This is a genomic window from Halorubrum sp. B52 (genome assembly GCF_059752555.1).
The window spans coordinates 804,895-829,216 of record NZ_MWTG01000007.1 but is presented as its reverse complement, the minus strand read 5'-3'; the positions used below and the strand labels follow the sequence as shown (position 1 = coordinate 829,216).

At 69.1% G+C, this 24,322-nt stretch carries 20 protein-coding genes and 1 tRNA gene; 13 read left to right on the top strand and 8 right to left on the bottom strand.

Annotated elements, in window-relative coordinates; genetic code table 11:
- Positions 1 to 19: 19 nt before the first annotated feature.
- Positions 20 to 1,267 carry an MgtC/SapB family protein gene (locus B4V04_RS05610; RefSeq protein ID WP_498229888.1) on the top strand — a complete coding sequence of 416 codons (1,248 nt, stop codon included), beginning with the start codon at positions 20 to 22 and terminating at the stop codon, positions 1,265 to 1,267.
- A 35-nt stretch (positions 1,268 to 1,302) separates the two neighbouring features.
- Here the strand turns inward: B4V04_RS05610 and B4V04_RS05605 are convergent, their stop codons facing one another.
- The 3 genes from B4V04_RS05605 to dph5 form a co-directional block, all read right to left on the bottom strand.
- Entirely contained in the window at positions 1,303 to 1,677 is a 375-nt protein-coding gene (locus B4V04_RS05605; protein ID WP_498229886.1) for a CBS domain-containing protein, read from the bottom strand.
- A gap of 130 nt (positions 1,678 to 1,807) precedes the next feature.
- A complete protein-coding gene (locus tag B4V04_RS05600; RefSeq protein WP_498229884.1) occupies positions 1,808 to 2,194 on the bottom strand; it encodes a CBS domain-containing protein in 387 nt (128 codons plus the stop codon).
- 79 nt (positions 2,195 to 2,273) lie between these two features.
- Entirely contained in the window at positions 2,274 to 3,071 is a 798-nt protein-coding gene (gene dph5, locus B4V04_RS05595) for a diphthine synthase (protein ID WP_498229883.1), read from the bottom strand.
- A gap of 172 nt (positions 3,072 to 3,243) precedes the next feature.
- Between dph5 and B4V04_RS05590 the strand changes: the two genes are divergently transcribed.
- From B4V04_RS05590 to lrpA1, 3 genes are all read left to right on the top strand, one after another.
- Complete coding sequence (locus B4V04_RS05590) at positions 3,244 to 5,139, top strand: 2-oxoacid:acceptor oxidoreductase subunit alpha (RefSeq protein WP_498229881.1); 1,896 nt, start codon at positions 3,244 to 3,246, stop codon at positions 5,137 to 5,139.
- Positions 5,140 to 5,141: 2 nt separating this feature from the next.
- On the top strand, positions 5,142 to 6,080 hold the full coding sequence (locus B4V04_RS05585) for a thiamine pyrophosphate-dependent enzyme (protein ID WP_498229880.1): 939 nt from the start codon (positions 5,142 to 5,144) through the stop codon (positions 6,078 to 6,080).
- A 107-nt stretch (positions 6,081 to 6,187) separates the two neighbouring features.
- Entirely contained in the window at positions 6,188 to 6,616 is a 429-nt protein-coding gene (gene lrpA1, locus B4V04_RS05580) for an HTH-type transcriptional regulator LrpA1 (RefSeq protein ID WP_144799337.1), read from the top strand.
- A gap of 77 nt (positions 6,617 to 6,693) precedes the next feature.
- Here lrpA1 and B4V04_RS05575 read toward each other — a convergent pair whose 3' ends face one another.
- The gene (locus tag B4V04_RS05575) at positions 6,694 to 7,164 is read right to left on the bottom strand and encodes a GNAT family N-acetyltransferase (protein WP_498229878.1); all 471 of its coding nucleotides are present in this window, start codon (positions 7,162 to 7,164) and stop codon (positions 6,694 to 6,696) included.
- Between the two features lie 158 nt (positions 7,165 to 7,322).
- Entirely contained in the window at positions 7,323 to 10,472 is a 3,150-nt protein-coding gene (gene ileS / locus B4V04_RS05570) for an isoleucine--tRNA ligase (protein WP_498229876.1), read from the bottom strand.
- Positions 10,473 to 10,695: 223 nt separating this feature from the next.
- Between ileS and B4V04_RS05565 the strand changes: the two genes are divergently transcribed.
- Positions 10,696 to 11,952 (top strand): carboxypeptidase regulatory-like domain-containing protein, encoded by a 1,257-nt coding sequence (locus tag B4V04_RS05565; protein WP_498229874.1) that lies wholly within the window; start codon positions 10,696 to 10,698, stop codon positions 11,950 to 11,952.
- 44 nt (positions 11,953 to 11,996) lie between these two features.
- Here the strand turns inward: B4V04_RS05565 and B4V04_RS05560 are convergent, their stop codons facing one another.
- The gene (locus B4V04_RS05560; protein ID WP_498229872.1) at positions 11,997 to 13,208 is read right to left on the bottom strand and encodes an iron-containing alcohol dehydrogenase family protein; all 1,212 of its coding nucleotides are present in this window, start codon (positions 13,206 to 13,208) and stop codon (positions 11,997 to 11,999) included.
- 153 nt (positions 13,209 to 13,361) lie between these two features.
- Between B4V04_RS05560 and B4V04_RS05555 the strand changes: the two genes are divergently transcribed.
- The 5 genes from B4V04_RS05555 to B4V04_RS05535 all read left to right on the top strand — a co-directional run bounded on the left by B4V04_RS05555 (position 13,362) and on the right by B4V04_RS05535 (position 21,559).
- Positions 13,362 to 14,327 carry a hypothetical protein gene (locus B4V04_RS05555; protein WP_498229870.1) on the top strand — a complete coding sequence of 322 codons (966 nt, stop codon included), beginning with the start codon at positions 13,362 to 13,364 and terminating at the stop codon, positions 14,325 to 14,327.
- A 123-nt stretch (positions 14,328 to 14,450) separates the two neighbouring features.
- Entirely contained in the window at positions 14,451 to 16,391 is a 1,941-nt protein-coding gene (gyrB, locus tag B4V04_RS05550; protein WP_498229868.1) for a DNA topoisomerase (ATP-hydrolyzing) subunit B, read from the top strand.
- Positions 16,388 to 18,934, top strand: coding sequence for a DNA gyrase subunit A (gene gyrA / locus B4V04_RS05545; RefSeq protein WP_498229867.1), 2,547 nt, complete (start codon positions 16,388 to 16,390; stop codon positions 18,932 to 18,934). The genes gyrB and gyrA overlap by 4 nt, the downstream gene beginning before the upstream one ends.
- 123 nt (positions 18,935 to 19,057) lie before the next feature.
- On the top strand, positions 19,058 to 19,444 hold the full coding sequence (locus B4V04_RS05540; RefSeq protein ID WP_498229865.1) for a hypothetical protein: 387 nt from the start codon (positions 19,058 to 19,060) through the stop codon (positions 19,442 to 19,444).
- A 51-nt stretch (positions 19,445 to 19,495) separates the two neighbouring features.
- Entirely contained in the window at positions 19,496 to 21,559 is a 2,064-nt protein-coding gene (locus B4V04_RS05535; RefSeq protein WP_498229863.1) for an AMP-binding protein, read from the top strand.
- A 6-nt stretch (positions 21,560 to 21,565) separates the two neighbouring features.
- Here the strand turns inward: B4V04_RS05535 and B4V04_RS05530 are convergent, their stop codons facing one another.
- Complete coding sequence (locus tag B4V04_RS05530; RefSeq protein WP_498229861.1) at positions 21,566 to 22,036, bottom strand: redoxin domain-containing protein; 471 nt, start codon at positions 22,034 to 22,036, stop codon at positions 21,566 to 21,568.
- Between the two features lie 160 nt (positions 22,037 to 22,196).
- On the opposite strand from B4V04_RS05530, the gene B4V04_RS05525 reads away from it, so the two are divergent.
- The 3 genes from B4V04_RS05525 (at position 22,197) to B4V04_RS05515 (ending at position 23,406) form a co-directional block, all read left to right on the top strand.
- The gene (locus B4V04_RS05525; RefSeq protein ID WP_498229859.1) at positions 22,197 to 22,484 is read left to right on the top strand and encodes a Sec-independent protein translocase subunit TatA/TatB; all 288 of its coding nucleotides are present in this window, start codon (positions 22,197 to 22,199) and stop codon (positions 22,482 to 22,484) included.
- Between the two features lie 53 nt (positions 22,485 to 22,537).
- Positions 22,538 to 22,610, top strand: a tRNA-Arg gene (locus B4V04_RS05520).
- Between the two features lie 292 nt (positions 22,611 to 22,902).
- The gene (locus tag B4V04_RS05515) at positions 22,903 to 23,406 is read left to right on the top strand and encodes an AN1-type zinc finger domain-containing protein (RefSeq protein ID WP_498229857.1); all 504 of its coding nucleotides are present in this window, start codon (positions 22,903 to 22,905) and stop codon (positions 23,404 to 23,406) included.
- A 123-nt stretch (positions 23,407 to 23,529) separates the two neighbouring features.
- Here the strand turns inward: B4V04_RS05515 and B4V04_RS05510 are convergent, their stop codons facing one another.
- Positions 23,530 to 24,234 carry a DUF1405 domain-containing protein gene (locus tag B4V04_RS05510; RefSeq protein ID WP_498229856.1) on the bottom strand — a complete coding sequence of 235 codons (705 nt, stop codon included), beginning with the start codon at positions 24,232 to 24,234 and terminating at the stop codon, positions 23,530 to 23,532.
- Between the last annotated feature and the right edge of the window lie 88 nt (positions 24,235 to 24,322).

The following is a 24,322-nucleotide window of genomic DNA, read 5'->3' as shown; positions in this document are numbered from 1 at the left end:
TCCGCCGGGGTGATCGGCCGTGACGAGCGCGGTCGACCCCCTCGTCTACCTCCAGACCAACGTCGCGAAGCTGGTCTTGGCGACCGCGCTCGGGATGTTCCTCGGACTCGAGCGGGAGTGGTCCCAGAAGTCGGCGGGGATCCGGACGTTCGCGCTGATCGGCCTCGCGTCGGCGGTGTTCTCGCTGCTCGACCACGACGGGCTCCTGATCGTCGGCGGCGTCCTGATCGTCGCCATCGCGGTGCTGTTGGCCGTCCGGAGCTTCGTCGAGCCGGACGTCGACGGCCTCTCGCTCACCACTTCGGTGTCGATGCTCGTCACGTACGGGGTCGGGGCGCTGGTCGCCGAGGAATTCTTCATCGAGGCGGTGACGGTGGCGATGCTCTCCTCGCTGCTGCTCGTGTTGAAGCGGGAGCTCCACCAGTTCGCGTGGGGGCTCTCCCGCGAGGAGGTCCGCAGCGCGGTGGAGTTCACCATCCTCGCGTTCGTCGTCTTCCCGCTGCTCCCGACCGAGACGATCGACCCGTGGGGGGCGGTCCAGCCGCGGCTCATCTGGTCGCTCGTCGTCGCCGTCAGCGCCATCGGGTTCGTCAACTACGTGCTCGTGAAGCGGTACCAGGGGCGCGGCTACGCGGTGACCGGCTTCTTCGGCGGGCTCGTGAACTCGACGGCGGTCGTCGCGGAGATGGCGAAACGGGCGAAGGGACAGGCGGACCTGCTCGACATCGCGGTTGGATCGATCCTGTTGGCGAACGCCGCGATGGCCCTCCGGAACGCCGCCGTCGTCGCCGTCTTCGTTCCGGAGGCCGCCCTCGTGGTCGGCGCGCCGCTCGGCGCGGTCACGCTCGCCGGCGTCTCCATCGCGATCTGGCGGAGCGACTGGCGGACGACGATGGAGGCGGAGCTCACCTCCCCGTTCAGCCTCCGGAACGCCCTGACGTTCGGCGCGCTGTTCCTCGCGGTGCTGCTCGTCTCCGCCGGCGCCGAGCGGATGTTCGGCGCCGGCGGGTTCATCGCCACGTCGTTCCTCGCGGGGCTCGTCTCCTCCGGGACCGCGACGACGACCGCCGTCTCGCTGCTCGGGACCGGGCAGATATCGGTCGAAACGGCGGTCACGGGGGTCATCGCCGGGACCGCCGCGAGCATCCTGGTCAAGACCGCGTTCGCGGCGAGCATCGCCCGCGAGCTCGTCCGCCCGGTGCTGGTCTGGAACCTCGTGCTGATCGCGGTCGGGGTCGCGGTCGGCGTTCCGCTACTCCTGTTGTAGTCGGGCGGTCGACGCCGCCCGAGCGCGGCCCCGACTCACGAGAGGTGCGCCGCGACATCGGTCGACGAGACCATGCCGACGTAGTCGTCGTCGACGACGGGGAGGTGTTTGACGCCGTACATGGTCATCATCGCCGCGACCTCCTCCATCATGAGGTCCGGCGTCACCGTCTCCACGTTCTCGGTCATCACGTCGCGAACGACGGCCTCGTCGAGGTCGCGGCCGTCCGCGACGGCGCCGACGACGTCGCTCTGCGTGATGATACAGCCGCCGCCCGTCGTCACGACGAGCGCGCTGATGTCGCCGTCGTTCATCCGACGCGCGGCCTCTCGAAGCGGCTCGTCCGCTCCGATCGTCTCCAGCGGCGTCGACATGACCTCGCTGACGCGTGTCCGGTCGTTCAGGTCCATGCCTTGTCATGTGCTACCAGATCTGATTACTCTTCCGGAACACGCAACGGAGCGGCGGTCGAGGTCGCGGGACGCTCGCTTCCGGCCCGTTCCGTCGCAGGCTGGGCGTCGACGGCCGGTAGAGGCGGGGTCAGCGGCGGTGCTTCGAGAGGTACGCCGTCAGGTCGGTCGTCGACAGCATCCCGACCAGTTTCCCGTCCGCGCCGACCACCGGCAGGTGGGTGTATCCCCGGTCGGTCGGCTCCGCGAGTTCCTCGACGGAGTCGTCGGGGGAGACGGTGACGACCTCCGTCGTCATGAACGCCTCGACGGAGGTCTCGTCTTCCGGGTCGTTCCGGCGGACGAGAGAGACGAAATCCGTCGCGGTGATCAGCCCCGCGAGGCGCCCGTCGTCGACGACGAGTATGGAACTCACTCCCGTTTCCAACATGCGCTTCGCCGCCTCCGCGGCGGCCGCTCCCCGGGGAATCGTGACGAGCTCGGTCGACATCAGCCGTTCGACGGGAACGTCTGTCATGGTCTGTGATAACGCGGGACGGGAATATCAAACGACCGGTCGATCGGAGGCGACTCTCGGCGCGCTCGCTCGGCCGGGCTCACTCCTCCACGAGCTCCGCCGGGGCCCCGGCGAGCCCGGCCAGCGCGTCGGCCTCGACGTGATGGAGGTCGCCGGGGATCACGAGGAGGTGGAGCGGGCCGCCGAACTCCCGATCGGCCAGCGCGCTCAGCCGGTCGGCGGCGACCACCGCGTCGGGCGAGCCCGCGCGGGCGACGACGACGGCCAGCTCGTCGCGCCAGCCGTCGGCGAGCAGGCCGGCCGCGACGTTGGCGGTCATGTACTCCTCGTGGTCCGGGTCGGGGCCGGTCGGCCCGGTGCCCACCTTGATGTCGAGGTAGACGACGGTGTGGAGGCCGCGCTCGCGGTTCGCTTCTATCGTCTCGACCACGCTCTCCGGCACCTCGTCGCCGCCGTGGGCGTACGGGAAGGGGAGGGTCGTCGCCTTGCCGAACCGGTAGTTCTGGAGTCCCGTGAGGCTCGACGCGGCCGACTGGGCGGTCACGCCGTGGATCACGCGGGTGTCGATCCCGCGCTCCGCGGCGCGCAGCCGGAGGTCCGTATGCGTCGTCGAGATCATCGTGTCGCCGGCGGTACAGAAGGCGACGTCGCCCTCGGCGGCGGCCGAGAGGATCGCCTCCGGGTCCCGTTCGACGCCCTCCCGAGGCCGGACCTCGATCTCGACGCCGTGGTGAGCCTCCAGCTCGTCGACGTCGGCGCCGACCAGCCGGCTGGTGTAGAACTCGGCGAAGACGCGGTCGGCGGCGCGGAGCGCCTCGCGCCCCTCGACGGTGACCGACCGCTCGTCGTAGAGCCCGAGCCCGATGAACGTGAGCATACCCGCCGTCAGGCGGGCGGCGAGTAAAAGGGCGCGGAACCGCGGTGCGGTGGGCCTTCTGACCTCCGGCCTAAAGGTCTTTCATGATTGTTCCTTGTGATTCCATAGCAAGCCCTAAGAGGTAACCACTACAACCACAGAGCACGAGGCCCTCACGGGCTACCATACCACTATGACTGACGACGAACTCATCTGGCGGATATCGGGGGGATCCGGCGACGGGATCGCTTCGACGAGCCAGAACTTCGCAAAGGCCTTGATGCGATCGGGGCTCGACGTGTTCACGCATCGCCACTACCCGTCCCGCATCCGCGGCGGTCACACCTACACCGAAGTCCGCGCCTCGGCGGACCCGGTGAACTCCCGCGGCGACGGCTACAACTTCCTGCTGGCGCTCGGCGACTCGTTCGCCCGGAACCCGCAGGAGGAGGCCGTCTACGGGAACGAGGAGATCAAACCGCTCTCGGAGAACTTAGACGAGCTCCGCGAGGGCGGCGTCATCGTCTACGACGAGGGGCTCCTCGACGCCTCCGAGATCCCGAACTTCGAGGAGCGCGCCGAGGAGAACGACTGGCACGTATACCCCCTCGACCTCCGCGGGCTCGCCCGCGACATGGGTCGCGAGGTCATGCGCAACACCGCCGGCGTCGGCGCCACCTGCGCGATCACCGGCATGGACCTCGACCACGTCCAGGACCTCATGCGGGACGCGATGCCGGAGAAGATCCTCGATCCGAACCTGGAGATCCTTCAGACCGCCTACGATCAGGTACGGGAGGAGTACGACGTCGACGCGCCCGACGTGGGCGTCCCGACCGGCGACCACGACGAGACGCAGCTGCTCATGTCCGGCTCGGACGCCATCTCCTACGGCGCCATCGACGAGGGCTGTCGGTTCATCGCCGGCTACCCGATGACGCCGTGGACCGAGGTGTTCACCATCATGACGAAGAACCTGCCGAAGCTCGGCGGGATCTCCGAGCAGGTCGAAGACGAGATCGCGGCGGCCGCGCTCGCGGTCGGCGCCTCGCACGCCGGCGTGAAGGCCATGTCCGGCTCCTCCGGCGGCGGCTTCGCGCTGATGTCGGAGCCGCTCGGTCTCGCGGAGATGACGGAGACGCCCGTCGTCCTCGTCGAGGCCATGCGCGCCGGCCCCTCGACCGGGATGCCGACGAAGCCGGAGCAGTCCGACCTCGAACACGTCCTCTACACCTCGCAGGGCGACTCCCAGCGCGTCGTCCTCGCGCCCGGGACCGTCGAGGAGGCGTACGAGCAGTCGCGGATCGCCTTCCGGCTGGCCTACGAGTACCAGATCCCGTCGATCCTCCTGTACGACCAGAAGCTCGGCGGCGAGATGACGAACGTCCCCAAGAGCCACTTCGACCGCGAGCCGAACCCGACGCTCGGGAAGACCCTGAGCGAGGACGCGCTCGCCGACGAGCCGCACTCGGCCGACGGGAAGTTCCACCGGTTCCAGCACGACGTCGAGGACGGGGTCTCCCCGCGTTCGATCCCCGGCCAGAAGGGCGGTCGCTTCCTCGCGACCGGCAACGAGCACGACCCGACCGGCCACATCGCCGAGTCGCCGGACAACCGCGTCGCGCAGATCGACCGGCGGACCCAGAAGCTGGAGGCGATCCGCGCCGACCTCGACACGGTCGACACGGGCTCGTACGCCGGCCCCGACGACGCCCAGTACGGCATCCTCACCTTCGGGAGCCAGCAGGGCACCGTCGAGGAGGCCGTCGGGCGCCTCAACGACGCCGGGATCTCGGTGAAGTCGTACGGCGTCTCCGACATGCTCCCGTTCCCGACCGAGCAGGTCGAGGCGTTCGTCGAGAGCGTCGACGAGGTGCTCGTCGTCGAGATGACCGCCTCGGGGCAGTTCCGCGGGCTCGTCCAGAAGAACCTCGGCCGCTACGGCGAGAAGCTGTCGAGCCTGCTGAAGTACAACGGGAACCCGTTCGAGCCGGCGGAGATCGTCGACGGGTTCGAGGCCGCTATCGTCGAGGGCGACGGCGACGCGTCCGGCCATCAGACCACCTTCGTCCCAGCCGCAGGTGACTAACAATGAGCACGTTTTCAGCAATCGGAGAGGAGCGAGAGATCGACCGCGACGAGTACACCCCCGGCGTCGAGCCGCAGCCGACCTGGTGTCCGGGATGCGGTGACTTCAGCGTCCTGAAGGCGCTCAAGCAGGCGCTCCCGGAGGTCGGGCGCACGCCCGAGGAGACCCTGCTGTGCACCGGGATCGGCTGTTCGGGCAAGCTGAACAGCTACCTCGACACGTACGGGTTCCACACGATCCACGGACGCTCGCTGCCCGTGGCCCGCGCCGCGAAGCTCGCGAACCCCGACCTCGAAGTGATCGCCGCCGGCGGCGACGGCGACGGCTACGGGATCGGCGGGAACCACTTCATCCACACGGCCCGGGAGAACCACGACATGACGTACATCGTCTTCAACAACGAGATCTTCGGGCTCACGAAGGGCCAGACCTCGCCCACCAGCCCGAAGGGCCACAAGTCGAAGACGCAGCCGTCCGGCAGCGCCAAGGAACCGATCAAGCCGCTCTCGATGTCGCTGAACGCCGGCGCCTCCTACGTCGCCCGCACGGCCGCGGTCAACCCCAACCAGGCGAAGGAGATCATCATCGAGGCGATCGAGCACGACGGCTTCGCGCACGTCGACTTCCTCACCCAGTGCCCGACCTGGAACAAGGACGCGCGCCAGTACGTCCCGTACATCGACGTCAACGAGTCCGACGACTACGACTTCGACCCGACGGACCGCGTCGAGGCCGCGGAGATGATGCGCGAGACCGAGGAGTCGCTGTACGAGGGGAAGGTCCTCACCGGCCGCTACTACGTCGACGAGGACCGCCCGTCCTACGGCGAGGAGAAGCAGGCGATCGGCGAGATGCCCGAGGAGCCGCTGGCAGAGCGCTACTGGGACGACGACTACGAGTGGGAGCGCTCGCACGACCAGTTCCTCGACAAGCACGCCTGACGCGGCCGTAGGCCGGGATCGCCGGCCCGCCCCGCCGCGGTTCGCCGTCCGTTCGTCTCGTTTTTCGGTTCGCAAGGTATTTTTTCCGTGGCGACAAAGAGTCGGACATGAGCACGGTATCGACGGAGGAACGGATCCTGTCGGTGTTAGAGGAGGACGCGCAGGCCTCCTGTGCGGAGATCGCCGAGCGCGCCGACGTCTCGAAGCCGACGGTGCGGAAGTACATCGACCGGCTGGAAGAGCGGGGCGTGATCGTCGGCTACTCGGCGGAGATCGATCCGAAGAAGCTCTCGTCGCAGTCGATCGCCATGGTGGGGATGGACGTCGACTCCGGGAAGTACGTGGGCGCGACCCGCCAGCTGAAGGAGCTCGACGAGGTGCAGGCGCTGTACACCTCCTCCGGCGACCACATGCTGATGGCCGAGGTCCGCGCCGGCGACGGCGACGAGCTCGGCGACGTCATCTCCGAGAAGCTGCTGGCGATCGACGGCGTCACCGCGGCGCATCCCTCCTTCCTGCAGGAACGGCTGAAGTAAGCGCGGGGCGGTCGACCGGTCCGATGTCGCCGAATCCCAGTTACCGATAGGCGAGCGCGACGAGGTGGCCGGACGCGTTACTGCAGGTCGCTCGCTTCGGCGACGACGACGGACTCGTCACCGGCGGGCCCGCGGCGGGTGCCGCGGGGGCTGAACCCGTGCGCGGCGAAGAACTCCTGTGCGCCGGGGCTGTCGGCGGGGACGCTCGCCCGGAGCGTGTCGACGCCGCGGCCGGTCACCGAAGACGCGACGCGCGCGAGCAGTTCGTCGGCGACGCCCTCGCCCGCGTGGCTGGGGTGGACCCACAGCGCGAGCAGCTCCGCCTCCGACCCCTCCGCGTCGGGGTGCGCGATGGCGACGCCGACGGGACCGTCGTCGTCCTCCATCAGGAACGACCACTCCGCCTCGGCGGCGGCCTCGCGGACGCCGGCGGCGGACACGTCCAGGAGGGGGGATCCGATGTCGTCGAAGACGGTCGCCTCGCGCGCCCGCGAGACCGCCGTTCGCAGAGCCTCCGCGTCGTCGGGCCGAGCCGCCCGGACATGCATGGATAAGCATGAGTAAAGAACTCACCTATAGGTTTCGGGACGGGAACCGCTGGCACGCGAACGGCGGGACGAACCGAAAGCGCGATCAGTTTCTCGTCGCTCCGTCAGCCGCGCGATCGACGAACGTGAGACCGACGGACGCGAGACCGACGGACGCCCTACGCGACCGGCTCGATCCCGATCGTCACGACGACGTCCTCGACGTCCCACTCCTCGACGAGGCCGTCCTCGTCGGCGGCGTCGCTCGGGTCGTCGAGCCACTCGTCGGCGCGCACCTCGCCGGCGATCAGGTCGGCGTGGTCGTCGACGAAGCCGGCGATCCGGTCGTCGTCGACGGCGACGCCCACGCGGATCCGGGCCTCGACGTCCAAGTCGAGCTCCTTGCGCATCTCCTGGACCCGGCGGATCACGTCGCGGGCGTACCCCTCCGACTCGATCTCGGGGGTGAGAGACGTGTCGACGTAGACGGTGCCGCCGTCGAAGTCGACGCCGGAGACGTTCTCCGGGGGTTCGGCGACGTACTCGACCATCGCGTCGTCGAGCGCGACGGGCTCGCCGTCGACGGTCACCGCGCCGCCCTCGACCGCCGCGCGCGTCGCGCCCTGCACCGCGTCCATCACCTTCTGGGCGTCGGCGCCGAAGGCGGGACCGATCTCGGCCATCTGCGGCTCGGCGGTCTCGACGAGCTCGTCGAAGGCGTCGGTGACGGTCACCTCGCGGGCGTTAACGCGCTCGCCGATCAGGTCGGCGAGGCGCTCGACGGCGGCGGTCACCTCGTCGTCGTCGCTCTCGACGACGACGCGCGGCACGGGCCACCGGAGCTTGCGCCCGGCCTGCTGGCGGGCGTTCGCCGCGGCCTCCTCGACGTCGCGGAGGACCGCCACGTCGCGCTCGAGGTCGGGATCGCGGAGCCCGTCGTCGGGCTCGGGGTAGCCGAGCTGGTGGACGGTCGCGGCCTCGCCGTCGAGCGTCTGGTACATCCGCTCGGTCATGTACGGCGCGATCGGCGCGAGCATCCTGACCACCTCGTCGAGGACGGTCGCGAGCGTCGCGTAGGCGCCGCGCTTCGAGGCGGAGTCGGCCTCCTCCCACATCCGGTCGCGGACGGCCTTCACGTAGAACCGCGAGACGTCCTGCGTGACGAACTCGATCACCGCGTTGACCGCGTCGCTGACGCGGTAGTCGGCCCACGCCTCCGTCACCTCGGTCTCGACGGACTGGAGCCGGGAGAGCACCCACTCGTCGACGAGCTCCAGTTCGCCGTCCGAGAGGTCGGCCTCGGCGGGGTCGTAGCCGTCGAGCTCCATGTACTCCAGCGGGAAGCGGAACACGTTCCAGAGGATGTTGAGCTTCCCCTGCAGCTCGCCGAGCCCATCCCACTCGAACGCGAGGTCGACGCCCTGCTGGTCGTGGGAGAGGAGGTAGGTGCGGAGCGGGTCGCGGCCGGCGCGCTCGATCGCCTCCTCGGGCGTGACGATGTTACCGACGGACTTCGACATCTTGCGGCCGTCCTCGTCGTTAGCGAAGCCGTGCATCAGCACCTCCTCGTAGGGGATCTCGCCGACGGCGGCGGTCCCCATGCCGAGCTGCGACCAGAACCAGCCGCGGGTCTGGTCGTGCGCCTCGACGATGAGGTCGGCGGGCCACAGCTCGTCGTGGGCGTCCGTCTCCGACGGGTAGCCGAGCGTGCCCCAGCTGGCGACCGAGGAGTCGAGCCACACGTCGAACACGTCCTCGACGCGGCGGTAGGTCGTGCCGTCCTCGACGATCGTCAGGTCGTCGACGGCGGGGCGGTGGAGGTCGATGGACTCGGGGTCGACGTCCTCCTCGACGCGCTCGGCCAGCTCCTCGCGGGTGCCGATCACGATCATGTCGTCGTCGAGGTTCCCCGCCTCGGCGTCCTCCGGCACCCAGATCGGGATCGGAACGCCCCAGTAGCGCTGTCGGGAGACGTTCCAGTCGGGCGCGTCCTCGATGAAGTCGCGGAAGCGGTTGTCGCGGGCCCACTGCGGGTGCCACTCGGACTCCTCCATGTTGTCGAGGAGGTCCTCCTTGACGTCCGTGATCGAGATGAACCACTGGTCGGTGACCAGCTGGATGATGCCGGTGTCACAGCGCCAGCAGTGGCCGTAGCTGTGGTCGACGGTGCCGTGCGCGAGCATGTGGCCGTCCGCGACGAGGTCCTCGACGATGTCGTCGTTGGCGTCGCGCACGAACTGTCCGGCGTACTCGCCGGCCGCCTCGGTGAACTCGCCGTTGGGGCCGACGGGGCAGAAGATCTCGAGGCCCAGCTCGCTGCCGCGGTGGAAGTCCTCCTCCCCGTGGCCCGGCGCGGAGTGGACGAGCCCCGTGCGGTCGGCCTCCACGTAGTCGGCGGCGTACACCCGACCGGCGCCCTCGAAGTCGGGATAATCGGCGACGCGGTCGGCGAGCGGGTGGTCGTACGCCCAGCCGACGAGCTCCTCACCGGTCAGCTCGGCCTCGATCTCGTAGCTCTCGTATCGGCCCTCCTGCAGGACGTCCTCGACGCAGTCGGCGGCGACGTAGATGAGTTCGCTCTCGCCGTCTCTCTCGGCGCGGACGGCGTTGTACGCGAGCTCCTCGTCGACGGCGACGAAGGTGTTTGCGGGGATCGTCCACGGCGTCGTCGTCCAGATGACGAGGCTCCCCTCGCGGTCGGCGAGCGGGAACTTCACGTAGATCGAGGGGTCCTCGACGTCCTCGTACTCGACCTCGTTGTTGGCGAGCCCGGTCTCGCAGCGCGGGCACTGCGAGATGGAGCGTTTCCCCTGCTCGACGAGCCCGTTGTCGGCGACCTCGGAGAACGCCCACCACGCGGCCTCCATGTACTCCGGCGAGATGGTCTCGTACGGGTCGTCCCAGTCCATCCAGACGCCGATGGACTCGAAGTCCTCGTCCATCGCCGCGCGGTTCTGTAAGGCGAACCGCTTGCACTTCTCGATGAACGCCTCCATCCCGTACTCCTCGATGTCCCGCTTGTTCTCGAAGCCGAGCTCCTCCTCGACTTTCACCTCGATCGGGAGCCCGTGCATGTCGTAGCCCGGGCGGTCGGTGACGCGGTGGCCGGTCATCCGCTTGTGGCGGATGATCGCGTCCTTCAGCGTCTTGTTCCACGCCGTGCCGAGGTGCATCTGCCCGGAGGTGTACGGCGGCCCGTCCACGAAGAAGAAGGGCGGGTCGTCGGCGTGCGCCTCCTTTGCCGACTCGTAGGCGTCCACGTCGTCCCAGTACTCGTCGACCGCCGACTCGACGTCGGCTGGCGCGTACTGGTCGTCGATCTGCTCCATATCCGTTGGTCTTCGCGCGCGTATTTGAATACGGCGGAGTCGGGGTCGCCGTCGCGGGAGAGCCGGAGTCGTCGTCGCGGGAGAGCCGGAGTCGCCGTCGCGGGAGAGCCGGGATCCGCTCTGCGAGAGAGCCGTGACGGGCGCCGAGTGAAACCGGAGAAATGTCACTGAAGACCACGGTAATCGCCCCATACCAATACTACCGGGAGCCCTGAGTCCGCGTATGAACGCCTCACGTTCGGCCCTCGTCGCCGCGGCAGTACTGTTCATCGCGGTCGTCGCGACGGGCGGCGCGGTCGGTCAGGGCGCCGATCCGGTGACGCTCACCGTCTCGGTCGTCGATCAGGACGGCGACGCCGTCGGCGGCGCGACCGTCGAGGCGTCGTGGGAGACCGACTCGGGCGAGACGGGGACCGCGTCCGGCTCGACGGCGAGCAACGGACAAGTGCTCCTCGACGTTCCGGAGGGATCGAGCGTCGAGTTGGACGTCGACGACGACACGTACGTCCGGAACCGGCCGCTCGAGATCGAGAACGCGACCGCGAGAGGCGTCGAGCTCGGCGTCACTCGGAGCGGGACCGCGACGGTGTCGGTCGTCGACGACCGGAACCGGTCGCAGGCCGACGCGAGAGTGGTCGTCCGCGAGGACGGGCGGTCCGTCGACCGCGGGGAGACCGGCTCCGACGGGGTCTACGAGACGGCCCGTCTCGAGCGGGGCACGTACAACGTCACGGTCGTGAAGCCCGGCTACTACGAGACGGAGCGCGAGGTGACGGTGTCGCTGAACACGGAGACGACGGTCGCGATCGAGCGGGGGACCGTGACGCTCGACGTCCGCGCCCTCGACGACCACTTCGACCCGCCGGAACCGATCGAGACGGGATCCGTCCGGGTCTCGTCGTCGGTGTTCGACGGCGAGGTGAGCGTGACCGAGGGGACGGCCTCGCTCAACGTCCCCGTGAACGCCCTGTACACGGTCGAAGTCGTCAAGGACGAGTACGACGCCTCGCCCGAACGGATCCGGGTGCGGGAGTCCGCGGTGAGCGCGAACGTCACGGCCCAGCGGACCCCCGAGCTGTCGGTCACGCCGGCGAACGACCGAGTTCTCGTCGGCGAGACCACGCGCGTGACCGTGCGGAACGCGTACGACGAGCCGGTCGCCGGCGTCACGGTCGAGGTCGACGGCGACGAGGTCGGCGAGACCGACGAGCGCGGTGAAATCGACGTGCCGATCTCGTCCGCCGGAGACCGGACGATCGTCGCGCGCGACGGGGACGTCGAGTCCGAACCGGCGACGGTCGAGGGCGTCGAGACCGCGGACGAGGCGGACGGGAACGACACCGACGGAAACGGTACGGACGGCGCCGACGGCGACGACGCGGGGGGCACCGACGGCGGCGCGCCCGGCTTCGGCGTCGTCGCCGCGGTCCTCGCCCTGCTCGCCGCGGCCGGCGCCGCGGGTCGGCTTCGGGACCGGTGAGGAGCGCGCCCGAGCCGTCGCTGCGGTAGCCCGTCGGGGCGTCGCTACCAGGCCGCGCGCAACACGCCCTCGATCGCCTCCGGCGTCGCGTCGAGGCCGTCGGGCGCGCGGTCCATACACCAGTCGTCGGCGACGTACTCGGCGATCGCGGGGAGGTCGCTCTCGTCGGTCGCCGGCAGGTCGCGCAGGCGCTCGGGCACCGGGAGGGCGTCGCGGACCGCGGCGACGGCCGAGACGATGTCCTCGGCGACCGCGTCGTCACCGCGGCCGTCTGTGTCGACGCCGAGGCCGGCGGCGAGCGCTCGTCGGCTCGCGTCGACCTCGTCGAAGAGGTACGCGAGGACGTGCGGGGCGACGGCCGCGTGGACGTCGCCCTGCTGGACGTCGTAGCGGCGCGCGAACCCGTGGCCGAACGCGTGGATCACCGATATCCGCCGGTCGAGTTGGACCAGCAGCGCGCCGACCACGGCGCGGTCCGCGGCGGCCTCGCTCTCCGGGCGATCTCCGGCGACCCGCGGGAGCGCGTCGGAGAGGAGCCGAAGCCCGTGGACCGCGGCCGCGTCGCTCACGGGGGTCGCGTCGCTCGCGTACGGCGTCTCGATCCCCTTGTCGAAGCCGTTCATCGCCGACCCCGCGAGCGCCGACGTCGGGGTCGTCTCGAACAGCGCCGGGTCGGCGAGGTCGACGGCCGGCATCGGCCCGTCGCCGCTGACGGTCAGCGGCTGGCCCGTGGGTGACTCGTCCGCCGGAAGCACCTCCAGCGAGCCGCCCGTCGAGAGGTCCGCGCCGGCGAACGTCGTCGGGATCACGACGACCGGGAGCGAGGGGTCGCTTCCGGGCGCGAGCGATCCGAGCGCGTCGGGTCCCGCCGCGGCGTCGGCGCGGAGCTCCGCGAGGTCGCGGCCGTCGACGTCGAGCATCGCCGCCTGTCGGGCGGTATCGAGGCTGCTCCCGCCGCCGACCGCGACGAGGGCGTCCGCGCCGACCTCGGCGCGCTTATCGAGGAGGTCGTACGCCGTCTCGACCCGCTTGTCCGGGGTCGTGCCGTCGAAGACGCCGGCGAGCCGGTCGTCGAGCCCCTCGCGGATCGGGTCCATCAGGTCGTCGTTGGCGCCGACGTTGGAGCCGCAGACGACGAGCGCGTCGCCGAGTCCCCGGTCGCCGAGGACCGCGCTCAGTTCGCTCGCGCGACCGCGTCCGTACAGGATCTCACAGCCCCGGTAGTCGTGTTCGAATGCGTCCGCGATCGGTAACATCGCGAGTCGGTACGGCGGGCGGCCGCTTGTAACTGTGGGAACGGGAGCCACACAACCGGCGACGCGGCGGGACGAGCGACGACGCTCGGGGTCTCCCAAAGAGCCAACCCGCTGCGGGTCGGAGGCTCAGGCCGGTCGCCCGACCGCCCCATCATGCGCCGATTCCCGCCGCTCCCCGACCTCGACGACCCGGAAGCGCCAGACGACCTCCTCGAGGGACACCTCTGGCTCCTCGAACTGATCGACGGAACGGGCCTCCGGCTCCGCATGGACGACTCCGGGCTCCTCCGGTTCGGCGGTCCGGACGCGACGTACCCCGACCTCGACGCCGTCCCGCTCGCGCTCCGCCCCGCGGTCCGACACGTTCGCGACCGGTTCGACCGGGACGCGCTCCGAGAGGCCGTCGCCGACCCCGCCGGCGTGACGTTCCTCGGCGTCGCCACCCACCGTCGCGGCATCGACTACGACTGGGATCGGATCCCGCCGTTCCTCGGCACCGACGTCTGGGTGGGTGCGGACGGAGGCGGGGCGACGGGCGCGGACGGGAGGTTGGAGACCGGGGCACCGGACGGAGCGTTCCGGCCGCCCGACGCCGCCGCGGCGATCTTCGAGGGGGTCGGGCTCGACCCGGTGAACGCGCTGGCGCGCGAGGTGAACGCCCGCGACTTCGACCCCGACGGATACGCGGTCCCGGCGTCGGCGTGGCGCGACGGCCCGGTTGCGGGCGTCGTCGTCCGGAACAAGCGCGGCGGACGCGGGACGATCGCGAGGGGGACGGGCGTCGGTGGCGACGATGCGGGAGACGGCCACGCGAGAGGCGCCCGGGAGCCGGACCCGCCCGACCCCGACGAACTCGCCGCGGTCCACGCCGGGCGAGGGCGGTTCGAAGGCGTCCTCGCGACCCTCGAACGGCGCGGCGAGCCGGCGACGGTCGACGCCCTCGCGGACCGGACCGTCGAGGCGATCGCCAGGGAGACGCCACTCCGGTTCGGGGAGGGGCAGACTGACCCGGCCGGAGTCGACACTGCCCGGTTCCGCGCGTCCGTCGTTGAGCGCGCGCGAGCGTTCCTCGACGACCGCCGAGACGGGGGCCACGGCGGGCCGGACGGCGCGAAGTAACTCGGGCCCGCGGACGGGGTGGGCCGGGACTACGCCGGCGCCGTCTGGGGGTGGTGGGTCTTCACGCCCGCGTGCGCGTGCGCCGGCTTTATAACCCGGCACTGACTAAATCAGTCAAGTTCTATGTCAGAGCAGAGTGAATACGGAGCCGGCCAGATACAGGTCTTAGAGGGCCTACAGGCCGTCCGTAAACGTCCGGCGATGTATATCGGGTCCACGGACGGTCGAGGGTTACACCACCTCGTCTACGAGGTCGTCGACAACTCCATCGACGAGGCCCTCGCGGGCCACTGCGACGAGATCACCGTCACGATCCACGACGACGGCTCGGTCAGCGTCACCGACGACGGGCGCGGCATCCCGGTCGACACGCACGAGAAGTACGACCGGCCGGCGCTCGAAGTGATCATGACCGTCCTCCACGCCGGCGGGAAGTTCGACTCGAAGTCCTACCAGGTCTCCGGCGGTCTCCACGGCGTCGGCGTCAGCGTCGTCAACGCGCTCTCCGAGCGGCTGGAAGTCGAGGTGAAACGCGACGGCGGCGTCTACCGCCACGAGTTCGCCCGCGGCGAGCCCGTCGAGGGCGGGTTCGAGCGCGTCCGCGACATGGAGCGGGGCGAGGACACCGGGACGTACATCCGCTTCTGGCCCGACGGCGACATCTTCGAGACCGACGAGTTCGAGTTCTCGACGCTCGCCAGCCGTCTGCGCGAGCTCGCCTTCCTCAACTCCGGCGTCGCCATCACGCTCGCCGACGAGCGCGACGCGGACGGCGACGCCCCGGACGCGGGCGACGAGCGGACGTTCCGCTACGACGGCGGCATCCGCGAGTTCGTCGCCTACCTCAACGAGACGCGGACCCCGATCCACGACGACGTCATCTACTTCGCCGACGAGGACGAGGACATCCACGTCGAGGTCGCGATGCAGGCGACCGAGGAGCTGCAGGGCTCCGTCCACGCGTTCGCGAACAACATCAACACCCGCGAGGGCGGCACCCACCTCACCGGCTTCAAGACCGCCCTCACCCGGACCGTCAACGACTACGCCAACGAGCACGGGCTCGTCGACGACCTCGACGCGAACCTGAAGGGCGAGGACGTCCGCGAGGGGCTCACGGCCGTCATCTCGGTGAAACACCCCGACCCGCAGTTCGAGGGGCAGACGAAGACGAAGCTCGGCAACAGCGAGGTCCGCGGCATCGTCGAGTCCGCGACCCACGAGAAGCTCGGCACCTTCTTCGAGGAGAACCCCGACACCGCCCGGAAGGTCGTCCACAAGGCCGCCGAGGCCGCGCGGGCGCGCAAGGCGGCGAAGAAGGCCGAGGAGCTCACCCGCCGGAAGTCCGCGCTGGAGTCGACGGCGCTGCCCGGCAAGCTCGCCGACTGCCAGACCCGCGACCCCACCGAGGCGGAGCTGTTCGTCGTCGAGGGCGACTCCGCGGGCGGCTCGGCCAAGCAGGGCCGGAACCGCGAGAACCAGGCGATCCTCCCGCTCAAGGGGAAGATCCTCAACGTCGAGAAACACCGGCTCGACCGAATCCTCGAGAACGACGAGATCCGCGCGCTGATCACCGCCATCGGCGCGGGGATCGGCGAGGAGTTCGACATCGACGACGCGCGGTACAACAAGATCATCCTGATGACGGACGCCGACGTCGACGGCGCGCACATCCGGACCCTGCTGTTGACCCTCCTCTACCGCCACATGAAGCCCCTGCTCGAGGCGGGCTACGTGTACGCGGCCCAGCCGCCCCTCTACCGCGTCCGCTACCGCGGCGAGACGTACGACGCGATGACGGAGGCGGAGCGCGACCGGATCGTCGAGGAGGAGTGCGACGGGAACCCGGACCAGGTCCAGCGGTTCAAGGGCCTCGGCGAGATGAACCCCGACCAGCTGTGGGACACGACGATGGACCCCGAAAACCGGATCCTCAAGCAGATAAACATCGACGACGCGGCCGCGGCCGACCGCATGTTCAACGTGCTGATGGGCGACGCGGTCGAGCCGCGCAAGCAGTTCATCAAGGAGCACGCCACCGAGGCGGAGTGGGTGGACATATGAGCTCTGACGTCCCCGACGTCGACCCGAACGACGTCCGCGCCGCGCAGGTGACGAACGCCCGCATCGAAGACGAGATGGAGCAGTCGTACATCGACTACGCGATGTCGGTCATCGCGGGCCGCGCGCTCCCCGACGTCCGCGACGGGCTCAAGCCCGTCCACCGGCGCATCCTCTTCGCGATGCACGAGGCGGGCGTCACGAGCAACTCCTCGCACCGGAAGTCTTCCTCCATCGTCGGCGAGACGATGGGCGACTACCACCCGCACGGCGACAGCGCCATCTACGACACGCTCGCGCGGATGGCCCAGGACTTCTCGATGCGGTACCCCCTCGTCGACGGGCAGGGGAACTTCGGCTCCGTCGACGGCGACCCGCCGGCGGCGATGCGGTACACGGAGGCCCGGATGGCCCCCATCGCCGAGGAGCTGCTGGCGGACATCGAGCGCGACACGGTCGACTTCACCTCCAACTACGACGACCGCCTCGAAGAGCCGGAGGTGTTGCCCTCGGCGGTGCCGCACCTGCTCATCAACGGCTCCTCCGGGATCGCGGTCGGGATGTCGACGAACGTCCCGCCGCACAACCTCGGCGAGGTCGTCGACGCGACGGTCGAGCTGATCGAGAACCCGGAGTCGACCGTCGAGGACCTGATGGAACACGTCAAGGGACCGGACTTCCCGACCGGCGCGAACATCGTCGGCCGGAACGCGGTCCACAAGGCGTACAAGACGGGTCGCGGGCGCGTCCGCGTTCGGGCCGAGTTCGAGGTCATGGAGGAGGAGGGCCGGATCGTCATCTCGGAGCTCCCCTTCCAGCAGAACAAGTCGCGGCTCGTCGAGCGCATCGCCGAGGACGTCAACGAGGGCGCGATCGAGGGGATCCGCGACCTCCGCGACGAGTCCGACCGCGACGGGATGCGCATCGTCGTCGAGCTCAAGCGCGACGCGATGGCGGAGGTCGTCAAGAACCAGCTGTTAGAGAGCCACCTCGAACGCACCTTCGGCGTCATCAACCTCGCCTTAGTCGACGGCTCGCCGCAGGTGTTGGACCTGAAGGAGACGCTCGAACACTACGTCGAGCACCGCCGCGAGGTGGTCCGCCGGCGCTCCGAGCACGAGCTCGCCGAGTGCGAGGACCGCGCGCACATCCTCGAGGGGCGGCTGAAGGCGCTCGAACAGGTCGACGACGTGGTCGAAACGATCCAGGATTCCGAAGACCGCGACGCCGCGAAGGCGGCGCTGGAGGCCCAGTACGAGTTCAGCGAGGCGCAGGCGGCCCACATCGTCCGCATGCAGCTCGGCTCGCTCACCTCGATGGAGACCCAGGAGATCGAGTCCGAGTACGAGGACGTCGTCGCGCGGATCGAGCGGTTGGAGACGATCCTCGCTGACCCCGACGAGCTCGACGCCGTGATCGTCGACGAGCTGAACGAGATGAAAGACGAGTACGGCGACGAGCGCCGCACGAGCTTCATCGAGGACGTCGGCGACGTCACCCACGAGGACCTCATTCCGGAGGAGGAGTGCGTCGTCGCCATGACCGAGGACGACTACATCAAGCGGATGCCGCTCGACACCTTCCGGGCGCAGAACCGCGGCGGCAAGGGGATCATCGGCACCGGCCTGAAGGAGGGCGACCGCGTCTCCTCCGTCTTCGCCGCCAACTCCCACGACTACCTCCTCGTGTTCACCAACCGCGGGCAGATCTACGAGCTGAAGACGTACGAGATCCCGGAGATGTCCCGGACCGCCCGGGGGAAGTCGGCGGTGAACCTCCTCGACCTCGACGACGGCGAGGAGATCGAGGCGGTCGTGAACACGGAGGACTTAGACGACGACGAGTTCCTCACGATGGTCACCCGCGACGGGTACATCAAGCGGACCGCCGTCGACGAGTTCGGCAACATCAGGTCGACCGGGATCCGCGCGATCCGGCTGGAGGACGGCGACGAGCTCGTCGACGTCGAGGTGACCGACGGCGAGACGGACATCGTCATCGGGAGCCGGAACGGGATGGCGATCCGCTTCGACGAGTCGGAGGCCCGCGCGATGGGCCGGACCGCCCGCGGCGTGATCGGGATCGACCTGCGCGAGGGCGACGCGGTCGCCGGCGTCGCCGCCATCGACGACGACTACCACAACTGGGTGCTCACCGTCACGGAGAACGGCTACGGGAAGCGCTCCGACCTCGACGAGTACCGGCCGCAGTCTCGCAACGGAATGGGGCTCGTCGACATCAAGACCGGCGACCGCAACGGCGAGGTCGTCGCCATCGAGGCGGTCACCTACGGCGACCACCTGCTCGCGATGAGCGGCGCCGGGCAGATCATGCGGACCCGCGTCGAGGAGATCTCCACGGTGAGCCGCAACACGAAGGGCGTCATCGTGATGAACCTCGAGGCGGACGACGAGGTCGCCTCCGTGGACATCGTCCCCGAGGCCGCGTACGCCGGCGACGAGGGGGCCGACAAGGCGGCCGACGAGGCGGACATCGTCCCGGACGAGGCCGACCCGGCGGACGACGGGACGACCGAGACCGAGTAGGCGCGCCGTCCGACCCGACCGGAACCGACATCCCGACGCGGTCGGACGTTTTTATAAGATCCCGCGCGATCCCCCGACGCTCGCGTGTTCGGGGTTCAAGTTCCGCACCGACGAGGCGTTCCCATGCACAGACGCGAACTCCTCGCGGCGACGACGGCGACCGTGACGACGGCGGCGGGCGCCGGCTGTCTCGGCCTCGGCGAGACCGACGCCGGCCGGCTCGACCTGACCGTCCGGAACGACGGAGACGCCCCCGTCGACGTGAGTGTGGTCGTCGAGGGCGACGACGGGACGACGTACGAGGAGACGTCCGACCGCGTCGACGCCGGCGTCGCCCGCGCGTTCGAGGTGACCGTCGGCGAGACCGGCCGGCACGAGGTCGTCGTGACGGGCGCCGACTGGGAGGGACGGCTCGCGTGGGACGCCGGCGTCTGCGCCCGCTACGACGGGACGGTCGCCGTCGACGCGGGCAACGTCGCGGTCGCCGGCGAGTGCGCCGACCCGCGGTAGCCCGAATTTCAGGAAAATTACTTACGATCACCGCGAAAACGGCCGGACGAGATGGACGAGTACGAGGGGATAGACGAGGTCGTACACGAGCCCACCGAGGCGTTCGCCGAGTCGACGAACGTCGCCGCGTTCATGCGCGAGTACGGGATCGACGACTACGAGGCGCTGATCGAGCGCACCACCTCGGAAGTCCCGGGCGAGCCGGCGTCCGGCGTCGACTGGTTCTGGGACGAGATCGTCGACTACCTCGACATCGAGTTTTACAGCGAGTACGACGAAGTCCGCGATGACACCGACGGTCCGCAGTTCACCGACTGGTACCCCGGCGGCGAGATCAACGTCGCGCACAACGTCGTCGACCGCCACGCCGCCGTCGACTCGCCGAACCGGAACCGGGTCGCGCTGATCTGGGAGGGCGAGCCCGGCGACGTCCGCGAGGTCACCTTCCACGAGCTGGCCCGGCAGACGAACCGCGTCGCCAACTACTTGGAGTCCGTCGGCGTCGAGACCGGGGATACCGTGGGGCTGTACATGCCGATGGTGCCCGAGGTCGTCTCGATCCTCTACGGCTGCCTGAAAGTCGGCGCGATCGCGGTCCCGATCTTCTCCGGCTTCGGCACCGACGCGGTGGCGACCCGGATCGCCGACGCCGAGCCGTCCGTCCTCTTCACCGGCGACGGCTTCTACCGCCGAGGGAGCGAGGTCCGGCTGAAGGCGACCGCCGACGAGGCGATCGCGGACGCGGGCCACGTCGAGCACGCGGTGGTGTACGACCGGCTTGGGGCGACTCCCGACGGCGACTCGGACGACCCCGTTCCGTGGAACCCCGGCCGAGACGCCACGTGGGACGAGGCGATCGCGTCGCGGTCGACCGACTACGAGACGAAGCGGCTCCCGAGCGACCGGGAGTCCATGCTGCTGTACTCCTCGGGGACGACGGGCGAGCCGAAGGGGATCGTCCACACCCACGCGGGCGTCCTCACGCAGTGCGCGAAGGAGATCCACTTCGGCTTCGACCAGAAGCCCGCCGACCGGTTCTTCTGGGTGAGCGACATCGGCTGGATGATGGGGCCGTGGACGCTGATCGGGAACCACGCCTTCGGCGGGACCGTGGTGATGTACGAGGGCGCGCCCGACCACCCCGAGCCCGACCGGTTCTGGGAGCTGATCGACCGACACGGGATCACCCAGTTCGGCATCTCGCCGACCGCGATCCGCGCGCTCCGCAAGCACGGCAGCCGTCAGACTGCGTCTGACGAGCCGTCCGACTCCGATGGAGTCGGAGACGACGAGTGGGTCGAGGGACACGACCTCTCATCGCTCCGAATCTTAGGCTCCACCGGCGAGCCGTGGGACCCGGAGTCGTGGCGCTGGTTCTACGACGCGGTCGGCGGCGGCGACTGCCCGATAATCAACATCTCCGGCGGCACGGAGATCTGCGGCTGCTTCCTGATGCCGATGCCGAACCAACCCCTCAAACCCTGCACGCTCGGCGGCCCGGGGCTCGGAATGGACGTCGACATCGTCGACGAGAGCGGCGAGTCGGTGAGAGACGAGGGGGAGCGCGGCTACCTCGTCGCCCGCGACTCCTGCCCGTCGATGACGAAGTCGCTGTGGTCCGGCGACGAGCGCTACCTCGAGGAGTACTGGTCGACGTGGGAGGACCTCTGGGACCACGGCGACTTCGCGCAGAAGGACGCGGACGGCTTCTGGTTCCTCCACGGGCGCGCCGACGACGCGCTCAACGTCGCCGGCCGCAAGGTCGGCCCGGCCGAGATCGAGGGCGTGCTCATCGATCACAACGCCGTCAACCAGGCGGCCGCGGTGGGCGTCCCGGACGACACCACCGGCACCGCGGTGGTCGCGTACGTCGTCCTCGAACCGGGTGTCAAGCCCAGCGACGGGCTCCGCGAGGAGCTGCGCGAGCTGGTCGGCGAGGAACACGGCAAACCGTTCCGGCCGCGCGAGCTGCTGTTCGTCGACGCCTTCCCGAAGACGCAGTCCGGGAAGATCATCCGGCGCGCGATCGAGTCGGTGTACAGGGACGAAGACCCCGGCGACCTCTCCTCGATGGAGAATCCGGAGTCGCTGGAGGACCTCCGCGACGCGACCTGAGGCGACCTACGCCGCCGCCTCGGCGACCGCCTCGTCGAGCGCGTCGTAGTCCGGCTCCTGTCCCGAGTGCTCCGCGAGCCAGCGGTACGTCACGACGCCGTCGCCGTCGATCACGAAGACGGCCCGCTGCGCGACCGTCTCGACGCCGTAGTGTTCGAAGTCCTCGATGACGTCGTACGCCTCGATCGCGCGGTGGTCGGGGTCGCCCACGAGCCCGAACGGGAGCTCGTACTGCGTCCGGTAGGCCGCGAGCGCGTGCGGGAGGTCGGTGCTCACGCCGAACAGGGTGCAGTCGTCGCGGTCGAACCCGTCGCGGAGCGCCTCCATCTCGTCGGTGCAGGTGTTCGAGAAGGCGGCCGGGAAGAAGGCGAGCACCACGGGCTCGTCGCCGAGGCGGTCGTCCAGCCGGAACGGTTCGATGTCACCGTCAACGAGCGAGGCGGTGAAGTCGGGGGCGTCGTCGCCGACTGTCGTCATATCCCCCGATTACGCCCCGGCCGTATCACGGTTTCGACGTTCATCGACCGACTCTCCGGAAAGGCGGAATTCTCGGCGCGTTGCCCGCCCAACGACGACTCGACGTCGGCTCACTAAGGCAAAAAGACTATAGTCGCAAGAGGGTTACTGCGGGACAGAGATGGCAATTGCGACTCCACTGATCGGCGGCATCCCGGCGGGCCCGGAGCTCCTCATCATCCTGCTCGTGCTGGTCCTCCTGTTCGGGGCGAACAAGATTCCGAAGCTCGCTCGGTCGACCGGCCAGGCGATGGGCGAGTTCAAGAAGGGACGCGAGGAGGTAGAGGACGAACTGAAACAGATGCAAGAGGGCGACGAGGAGTCGTCGGTCGACACGGACTCGACGGTCGACGCCGACGAGGACGAGGAGCTCGAGGACCTCGAGACCGAGAAAGAGACGAGCGCGTAGACCGGCTCGGCGACGCCGACCGATCCCCGCTGCGACGTTTTCTCCACCGCGTTGGGCGCGTGGCCTAGCGGACAGGGCGAGAGGTTCCTAACCTCTCGATCGCGGGTTCGAATCCCGTCGCGCCCGCTACCTGCGAACGAAGTGAGCAGTAGCGGCACAAGCGGGATTCGAAGCAGGGAACGAAGCGAGCGTAGCGAGCGGAGTGACTGAGGTTCGAATCCCGCCGTGCCCGTATCTCACTGCGTTCGATACGGGCACGGCTGACCCTCGCTCGCTCACTCCGTTCGCTCGCGAGGATCCCGTCGCGCCCGTGACTACTGTTGAATCACGAATGTGAGATCTCTTCTGGATACCGAGACGCTCGGAATTGGCTGGCATCGCACCAGCTTTTTATATCACTATTTTAATCATTTTGCCGATGAGTTCGTGTGATTACTGTGGGGACGACATAAGCACGCTCACGTACGAATGTGACTACTGCTCTCAGACCCTCTGTCGGTATCATCGACTGCCAGAAAAACACGACTGTCCGCGTATTTCGGACGCGCGGCCGCCTACTTCGAGTTCCAGTAAATCCGGCACAAAGATTGGCCGATCACGTGGTTCTGACTCGAAGACAGGAGAAAAATTTCGAGATCCTAATACCGATCTTCAAGAACTTCGTGAGCGCGCCAAATCCGAGGCGGAAGGGGAGCCGTACTCTGTTGCCGAAGTTCAGCACACCGTCGGCAACACGCCGGATTCAAATTTCGATTCGAGTCCCGACGTCGCCGTCGATGGGTCGGTAAAACAGGCGAAAACTCCTCGCGAGGAATCCCCAAGCGAACCTCCCGCTCGGTCGATAATCAGCGCCCAGCGAGTTGGTCTTGTACTACTGGGCTTGTCGGCGCTCGTGAGTTCATACGTCATATTCGTGTTGTGAGCACTCGGTACGTCACGACAACACCGGGTGTCAGAGAACAGCGAGTAACCAATCACCGTCCACACGAGGTCTCACGAACAACGAGAATGGACGGGGATCATCCGGCAATCGTTGAGATTGATTCTAATTCGCACTGTCCAGCCGCGGGAACGATCGCCACGCGAGCCACACCGCGAACCCGGCGATCGCGAGCGTCGCGCCCGCGAGCAGCGGTCCGGGCTCGTACAGGAGGGGCGGGTGATACCCCATCCCGTAGTCGAGGGCGACGTTTCCGACGGCCAGCGCGAGCGCGAGCGCGAGCGCGCCGCGGGTCGTCCGGCCGAACGCCGGGAACAGCAGCGCGAGCCCGACGAAACAGAGGTGCGTGCCGAGCACGCCCCAGTAGTAGATCCACGCGTCGGGGGCCGCGACGTACTGCGAGAAGGCGAGGTTCAGCGAGACCAGCGGCCAGAGGCCGAACGTGACCAGCCAGACGAACGCGAGCGTCTGGAGGTACGCCAGCGGTCGCGACGCGGGGGCGTCGGCGACGACGCTCCCGCCCGCCCGAACCGTCGGCACGAGCGTCAGCAGGACCGCCCCGCCGAGCGCGACCGCGACCGCCGAGTCCGCGTACAGCGGCCACAGCGGGACCGGCACGTCGCCGGCGGTCGGGGCGTAGTAGCCGGCGCCGACCGCGAGCATGAACGCGACGAACGCGAGCACGACGCCGAGGCTCCGGGGAGTGCCGAGCAGCTCCTCGGCGATCGCCGCGCGGACGCGGCGGCGGACCGCCGGCCGCCGGAGGCGACCGAGCGCGCGGCGGAGCGGAGCGTCGTCTGAGGGTGCCACGCCGTCGCTTCGGCGGCCACCGACCTAAAAACCGTCCTCTCGCCGGGCGATTATCAGTCGCGGGGTTTTGCGAGACACCTTTTTTAAC

Bases quoted from the DNA above. Each gene is read 5' to 3' on its own strand.
- B4V04_RS05575 (WP_498229878.1), bottom strand. From the start codon at position 7,164: ATGCATGTCCGGGCGGCTCGGCCCGACGACGCGGAGGCTCTGCGAACG.
- B4V04_RS05590 (WP_498229881.1), top strand. From the start codon at position 3,244: ATGACTGACGACGAACTCATCTGGCGGATATCGGGGGGATCCGGCGAC.
- ileS (WP_498229876.1), bottom strand. From the start codon at position 10,472: ATGGAGCAGATCGACGACCAGTACGCGCCAGCCGACGTCGAGTCGGCG.
- B4V04_RS05565 (WP_498229874.1), top strand. From the start codon at position 10,696: ATGAACGCCTCACGTTCGGCCCTCGTCGCCGCGGCAGTACTGTTCATC.
- B4V04_RS05585 (WP_498229880.1), top strand. From the start codon at position 5,142: ATGAGCACGTTTTCAGCAATCGGAGAGGAGCGAGAGATCGACCGCGAC.
- gyrB (WP_498229868.1), top strand. From the start codon at position 14,451: ATGTCAGAGCAGAGTGAATACGGAGCCGGCCAGATACAGGTCTTAGAG.
- B4V04_RS05525 (WP_498229859.1), top strand. From the start codon at position 22,197: ATGGCAATTGCGACTCCACTGATCGGCGGCATCCCGGCGGGCCCGGAG.
- B4V04_RS05535 (WP_498229863.1), top strand. From the start codon at position 19,496: ATGGACGAGTACGAGGGGATAGACGAGGTCGTACACGAGCCCACCGAG.
- B4V04_RS05540 (WP_498229865.1), top strand. From the start codon at position 19,058: ATGCACAGACGCGAACTCCTCGCGGCGACGACGGCGACCGTGACGACG.
- lrpA1 (WP_144799337.1), top strand. From the start codon at position 6,188: ATGAGCACGGTATCGACGGAGGAACGGATCCTGTCGGTGTTAGAGGAG.
- gyrA (WP_498229867.1), top strand. From the start codon at position 16,388: ATGAGCTCTGACGTCCCCGACGTCGACCCGAACGACGTCCGCGCCGCG.
- B4V04_RS05555 (WP_498229870.1), top strand. From the start codon at position 13,362: ATGCGCCGATTCCCGCCGCTCCCCGACCTCGACGACCCGGAAGCGCCA.
- B4V04_RS05605 (WP_498229886.1), bottom strand. From the start codon at position 1,677: ATGGACCTGAACGACCGGACACGCGTCAGCGAGGTCATGTCGACGCCG.
- dph5 (WP_498229883.1), bottom strand. From the start codon at position 3,071: ATGCTCACGTTCATCGGGCTCGGGCTCTACGACGAGCGGTCGGTCACC.
- B4V04_RS05530 (WP_498229861.1), bottom strand. From the start codon at position 22,036: ATGACGACAGTCGGCGACGACGCCCCCGACTTCACCGCCTCGCTCGTT.
- B4V04_RS05600 (WP_498229884.1), bottom strand. From the start codon at position 2,194: ATGACAGACGTTCCCGTCGAACGGCTGATGTCGACCGAGCTCGTCACG.
- B4V04_RS05560 (WP_498229872.1), bottom strand. From the start codon at position 13,208: ATGTTACCGATCGCGGACGCATTCGAACACGACTACCGGGGCTGTGAG.
- B4V04_RS05515 (WP_498229857.1), top strand. From the start codon at position 22,903: ATGAGTTCGTGTGATTACTGTGGGGACGACATAAGCACGCTCACGTAC.